Here is a 6,000-nt window from a genome sequence, read left to right as displayed (position 1 = left end):
GACCCAAGGTTCAGAGACGCCATCGAGAATTTTACGCTACAAGAAGCCGAACAAAATCGCCGTTACATGCTAGAGGCTGCTAAGTCATTGCCGTTTAAGCATAAGGAATAAATGCGGTCCTAGGCTCTAGATTCAAGATCATGACTGTATCGTGTTTAACCTAACGCCAACCAGAAACCAACACCTATCATCAAGGAGCCTGCTATGCGGTTCATCAGCTTGATATTATCACCCTTAGATAAAAATACCCTTAGGCTCTTACCGCCGGAGGCGTAGGCGAGCATAGCCACGGTCTCGGAGACCAAGATGATAGACAATAGCCAGAACAACTGAGGCGCCACCGCCTTATCGGCGCTGATGAATGGCGGTAATAGGGAGACCATGAAGGCCCAGCCCTTAGGATTTGAAATCGCGGTCATCAGTCCTTGATTGAATAGACTCGTGCGGCTCACTTGTGTCTGCTGCTCATTGGTGATGGTCATCTTGCCTTTAGATAACCACATCTGGACACCAATGTAGGCGAGGTAAGCCCCGCCGGCATACTTGATGATTGAGAAGGCTTGAGGGTAGTTAAGCATGATACTTGCGACGCCCATGACAGCCGCAATTGCAACGATAGCCACACCAAGCAACTCACCTGCCATCATCCACAGGGTACGCCGCACACCGATGCTCATGCCCAAGGTCATGGCGAGTGTCATGCACATGCCGGGTGTGATTGACACGAAGAAGAAGGTCGGTAGAAAAACAGCGAGCAGGGCGATATCAGGCATTTGTAATGAGTGTTTATTTTTATTATATAAAGGAGACTCAGTCTAGAGAGTATTTTGCTCATTGAAAACAAAAAACCAGCCACTGGGGCTGGTTTTACATCTGGCTAACCTAAATTAGCACTGTGTGTAACGTATCGGACTGATTCAAGGCCGATTTAAAGTACGCCACGACGCTGTTGATCACGCTCTATGGACTCAAATAGGGCGGTAAAGTTACCTTCACCGAAACCCTGGTTGTTCTTACGTTGAATGATCTCGATGAAGATAGGGCCGAACAGATTTTTAGTGAAAATCTGCAGCAGGTAGCCGTCTTCATCGCCGTCGATCAATATCTGATGATGCTTGATGCGCTCTCTGTCTTCGGTCACCTGAGGTAGCTTGTCGAAGATGGTCTCGTAATATTCAGGGATAATATCTAATGTCTGAATCGATGAACCTTCCATCGCATCGAGAGAGGCGACGATATCACGACTCCTGAATGCCAGGTGTTGTACGCCTGGGCCATCATACTCTTTCAGATATTCATCTATCTGATTTTTCTCACTGCCTTTACCTTCGTTGATTGGAATACAGAAGCTGCCATCCGGTGAGCGCAGGGCGTAAGAGATCAAGGCGGTTTTAGCCCCCTTAATATCGAAATAACGCACTTCGGTGAAACCAAAAATATCTTTATAGAAGTTAGACCAAAACTCCATGGTGCCTTGGTAGACATTGTTGGTGAGGTGATCGACTTCGATGAAGCCTTTTTCCTGAGTGATGACGGGCTGTTCGAGATCGACGAAATCATTTTGGTAGATATTATTCTCTTCACCAAAGATGTCGATAAAGTAAATTAAGCTGTCACCTATGCCATAAATAGCCGGATAAGGGTGATCCTTGTTAGCATCATCGGCAGGCTTAGCACCGCGAGCTACCGCGCCTTCGAAGGCAAACTGTGCATCTTCTACGCGCCAGCCCATTGAACAGATCGCAGGACCGTGACTCTTAGCAAACTCGGCCGAGAAACCGCTTCGTTCGTTGTTGAGCAGGAAGTGGATGTCATTTTGCTTGTAGTAACTGATATCTTTGTTCTTGCTCTTTTTCAGTTTTGAGAAACCGAAATCGATAAATACTTTATGCATGAATTCAAGATCAGGGGTGGAAAATTCAGTGAATTCTATGCCCAATAAGCCCAGTGGATTTTTTTCGCTTGCCATTGTTCTATCCTCGTTCAATTTTTCATGCACCTTGATGGGTGCTTTTTTTATGTTTTATGTTTGGGATGCTCAAACTTTACTGTTTGAGCCAGACATCAGTTTCACTTAAATTGTGATCTTAATATCAATTTAGTTGCTCAGATGAACAAAAAAAAGAATAATAATTGGCGTGAGTTAATCTATAAAGTAGATAGTATGTTTAGGTTTACACTAATGAGGCATGTATGCGTATAGATGTTGATGCATTTAAAGTACTCGAGGTTTTGGTCGAAGAAGGCAGCTTTGCTAAGGCTGCAGAGCGTTTGCATAAGGCTCAGTCTGCGGTGAGTTATCAGATAAAGAAGCTAGAGCAACACTTAGGTGTAAATCTTTTTTGTCGGGATCAGTACCGTGCCGAATTAACGCCGGAAGGTAAAGTTATCCTCGCAGAAGGCCAGAGACTGTTGCAGTACCTGGCAAATATTGAACATTTGGCGAGCAGGTTCAGTGAGGGCTGGGAGCCAAAACTGGAACTGGTTATCGATGGAGCCTTGCCGATGGAGCCTATCATGAAGGCATTGAAACGTATGGCTGCCCATCAGATCCCGACAAAAATCCAATTGAATATGGAGTTTCTCGGTGGAGTACAAGCCAGATTTGAGCGAGATAATGCCGATCTTATGCTAGTGAAAGAATATCGTACTGGTCCCAATTATCGACCTCAGTCTCTGCCGGATATCACCAGCATACTCGTCGTATCGGCCAGCCATCCCTTGGCTGTGGAAGAGAATATCTCCTTATTTGAGCTGCAAAGGCACGTTGAGCTCACCATCGAAGATTCCTCTCCCGAGATAAGCAATCGCGATGAGCTTCAATTTGGTGGTGATAAGGTGTTTTATCTGTCAGGTTTCATCATGAAGAAGAATGCATTGGTGATGGGATTAGGTTTTGGCTGGATGCCAGACTTCCTTATCCATGATGAGCTCATGCGTGGGGATCTGGTTGAGGTGGATTTCAGTGGTGGTAACCGCCACAGCTTCACGCCCAAGCTAGTGTCGACCATGGAGCGTCCATTGGGTAAGGCGGGGCGTCTGTTTACGGAGCTCATTATGGAAGAATTCGATCGTGCAGAGCTCTAGCCTAGCAAGATTCAGCTTTCAATCAGATTAATCTGTGATGATATCGAGTATTGTGCGCGTCTTATCATGCAACTTTATCAGTGAACCATCGATATCTAGGGTGATATCACCTTGTTTATCCATGGGGTTATGTATTTTTCCGCGAGAGAAGAGGTCATCACTCAATATATCCCCTCGGTTAAGTTTCTTTTGCCATCCGGGTGGTAATGGTTCGCCCTTGGCGACTTTTTTCTGTAATCCGTAGGGTAGAGTCGAAGATTTGCCCTGCTTATCGTGTTTCTGATGCTTTTCGTTCTTGTCATTTTTAGCCTCGACCTCCATTGAGAGCAGAGATAAACCACAGGTTAACACCAAGAGAAATACGAGATATAAAAGCTTGTGCATATACTTATCCTATTCGTTTAGCTTTATTTGAGCGCTTTACTAAGTTATAGCATATTCAGTCGAGGTGTCAGCTACTGGCCAGTAGCGAAAGCAAATCGGCTTCACGGCCGACATTTATAATATCGCGTACCGTTAAGCTTGGGTTCAGATCTCATCTTCTATATTGAAGACATTAGGGTCAGCGATACGACATATGCGGACATTGAACTTATATAATGTTTTCAGAAGCTTGAAAGTTGAGTGTCAGGGTTCAACGAGCATATTTATTAAGGCCATTCTCATTGATAGGAGGTATCAGATGAAACTCTCAGTATCGAATCATACATCGAACCTTTATGCTAAGTATGTGAATGTATTAGCTTGCGGGGACAAACCCGTCTCGGTTTTTAAGCTGCAGGAGTTTACCCAAGACTTGGCCGAGTGCCAGTTGCTACTGAACGATTTTAAATGGGATGACTGGTATCAAAATAGCCATCTAGTCGACAGTCCCGAATATATTGCCGATGCCAGCCTGCATGAGTGCCAATTATTGCTTACCGCCATGACGCGTCTCGAACGCTTTAGCCCTGGGGTGATGGATAATATGAGACGCCAAGGTGTCTTGATTGCAATCCTTGAACGCTGTAATAATTTTTCAGTGAAGCTTGCTTGCTAGCAGGCCCAAAGCGTTAGGCTCTAGCTTATACAGTTTGGTGCCAGCTTAGCCAGCAAATGGCAGGCGTCTGGTGTGTTAGCGTTCGATGGCGGCAGGAGAGGCTAAGATCGATTCATCTTCCACAATAGAATTTTTCTATCTAGCCAGGCGGCTGAAGCATAAAACTGGCGCTGACTCTTACGCAGCCAGATCTTTGCCCAAGGATATTCCAGGCTCAAGATGGCAAGGCCTATTGGTAGCAGCAGCCAGGCGGGGCCCGGCAAAGCCAATAGAGCGATACCGGCGAGTGTCAGCAATCCACCGACAATGGAGATAAGCGCCTTACGGATCATACTCGCTCCCGTTTAATCATGATGTGTTAGCCAATGTCTCATTATTAAGGTATACACGCCAGTGACAATTGTAACAAAGGTTTAATTGCCCTGACGATAACCGTTAAGTATAAACTGGCTATACTTATGTAAAATCTATGCTAAGTAGGATATTTCCATTAACCGAATAACCATGATATTTCCGTTTACCAGGCTCAGCTATTCATCAGGGAAGTGCGGGCTTAGGCTTGTGCTACTTTTAGCCCTATTGCTATGCTTGCCCGCTAAGTCGGATACCCTCAAGTTGACGTCGTTACACTGGCCACCTTACTCGGGTAAAAAGCTGGTGGATCAAGGGGCATTGATTGCCATTACCCGCGCCGCACTCAATGCTATGGGCCATGAGCTTAGGGTCGACTTTTATCCCTGGGCCCGGACTGTGAGGCTGGCTAGGCGAGATGATTCCATGTATCTAGGATATTTCCCCGCATATTCTTATCCTACACAGGCCTTTATTTTTTCTGAATCACTCGGCGTAAGCTCATTGGGTCTAGTAGAGAGACAAATTCATCCTATCCGTTGGCCAAAACTTATCGATCTCAATGAGTATACATTGGGTGTTGTCAGGGATTATGTGAATACCGCCGATCTCGATATCATGATCAAACAGGGGACTCAACCCGTCGAAGTCGTCAGCTCCGATGAACACAATATCAAGAAGGTGGCGACAGGTCGTGTAGATGGCGCCGTTATCGATGTACATGTACTCAGGTACATATTGGCGAGAGAAGACTTGAAGCCATTAGCCGCTAAGTTACAGATAAATCCCAAGCTGCTGGAACAGAAACAATTATATGTTGCCTTTAAAAACAACCCAGATGGCCACAAATGGCGGGATATTGTTAATCGCGGCCTGTCTAAAATAGACGCGAAATCTATTTTGGATCAATATATGGCTGCTGTTGCGACGACCAATAAATAATTGCAAAGCAGCTAATGCTGACTCACAGATTTGTTTAGGCCATGGCTCCACATTGATTGATCATTTTAGGCTTTTGCCACCAGAGTTTGGCCGATTGGCGTTAGGCTCAAGATGGCCAGTTTGAGATGTTGAATTCCAAAAGGGATGCCAATAATGGTGACAAAACAGGCTAATGCATAGGTGATATGTCCGATAGCGAGCCAAATCCCAAATAATAGAAACCAGATAATATTTCCCACTGTGCCAAAAGCGCCGGTACCCAGATCTTCTTGTCCCGTGAGATGTCTTCTGTTCATCTGTTCCTGACCGAAGGGCCAAAATGTCATTTCGCCTATGACAAAACAGGCGCGTCCGAATGGGATCCCTATGATGCTGATAAAGCAGAGTAAGCCAGCTAGCCACCATACTAATCCCATGACAAAGCCGCCAAGCACAAACCAAGCTATGTTAAATATTAACCGTAATACAGGCATTTAGGCCTCCAATAAAATAGGGTTTCTCATTCTTTAATCTTAATAAGCGAATATCGTGCCAACAAGGTAAAGTCTTTTATTTCAGGTGTTTATTGTTTTTTGTGGGCA

At 45.2% G+C, this 6,000-nt stretch carries 8 protein-coding genes; 3 read left to right on the top strand and 5 right to left on the bottom strand.

What is annotated here, in order from left to right:
- Positions 1 to 155: 155 nt before the first annotated feature.
- Both HRU42_RS05020 and hppD read right to left on the bottom strand, forming a co-directional pair.
- A complete protein-coding gene (locus HRU42_RS05020) occupies positions 156 to 773 on the bottom strand; it encodes a LysE family translocator (RefSeq protein ID WP_295029244.1) in 618 nt (205 codons plus the stop codon).
- 155 nt (positions 774 to 928) lie between these two features.
- Positions 929 to 1,969, bottom strand: a complete 1,041-nt coding sequence (hppD, locus tag HRU42_RS05015; protein ID WP_295029243.1) for a 4-hydroxyphenylpyruvate dioxygenase — start codon at positions 1,967 to 1,969, stop codon at positions 929 to 931.
- A 224-nt stretch (positions 1,970 to 2,193) separates the two neighbouring features.
- Here hppD and HRU42_RS05010 point away from each other — a divergent pair, with 224 nt between their 5' ends.
- Complete coding sequence (locus tag HRU42_RS05010; RefSeq protein WP_295029242.1) at positions 2,194 to 3,087, top strand: LysR family transcriptional regulator; 894 nt, start codon at positions 2,194 to 2,196, stop codon at positions 3,085 to 3,087.
- 27 nt (positions 3,088 to 3,114) lie between these two features.
- Here the strand turns inward: HRU42_RS05010 and HRU42_RS05005 are convergent, their stop codons facing one another.
- Complete coding sequence (locus tag HRU42_RS05005) at positions 3,115 to 3,471, bottom strand: hypothetical protein (RefSeq protein WP_295029241.1); 357 nt, start codon at positions 3,469 to 3,471, stop codon at positions 3,115 to 3,117.
- A gap of 298 nt (positions 3,472 to 3,769) precedes the next feature.
- On the opposite strand from HRU42_RS05005, the gene HRU42_RS05000 reads away from it, so the two are divergent.
- Positions 3,770 to 4,126, top strand: coding sequence for a DUF6508 domain-containing protein (locus HRU42_RS05000; protein WP_295029240.1), 357 nt, complete (start codon positions 3,770 to 3,772; stop codon positions 4,124 to 4,126).
- Between the two features lie 101 nt (positions 4,127 to 4,227).
- Here HRU42_RS05000 and HRU42_RS04995 read toward each other — a convergent pair whose 3' ends face one another.
- Positions 4,228 to 4,458 carry a PGPGW domain-containing protein gene (locus HRU42_RS04995; protein ID WP_295029239.1) on the bottom strand — a complete coding sequence of 77 codons (231 nt, stop codon included), beginning with the start codon at positions 4,456 to 4,458 and terminating at the stop codon, positions 4,228 to 4,230.
- A 229-nt stretch (positions 4,459 to 4,687) separates the two neighbouring features.
- On the opposite strand from HRU42_RS04995, the gene HRU42_RS04990 reads away from it, so the two are divergent.
- On the top strand, positions 4,688 to 5,419 hold the full coding sequence (locus HRU42_RS04990) for an ABC transporter substrate-binding protein (protein WP_295029238.1): 732 nt from the start codon (positions 4,688 to 4,690) through the stop codon (positions 5,417 to 5,419).
- A gap of 65 nt (positions 5,420 to 5,484) precedes the next feature.
- Here HRU42_RS04990 and HRU42_RS04985 read toward each other — a convergent pair whose 3' ends face one another.
- Positions 5,485 to 5,892, bottom strand: coding sequence for a YccF domain-containing protein (locus HRU42_RS04985; RefSeq protein WP_295029237.1), 408 nt, complete (start codon positions 5,890 to 5,892; stop codon positions 5,485 to 5,487).
- Between the last annotated feature and the right edge of the window lie 108 nt (positions 5,893 to 6,000).

This window comes from Shewanella sp. (assembly GCF_013214165.1).
GTDB lineage: Bacteria > Pseudomonadota > Gammaproteobacteria > Enterobacterales > Shewanellaceae > Shewanella.
The sequence above is the reverse complement of the archived record's forward strand: the minus strand, read 5'-3'. Positions and strand labels throughout refer to the sequence as shown.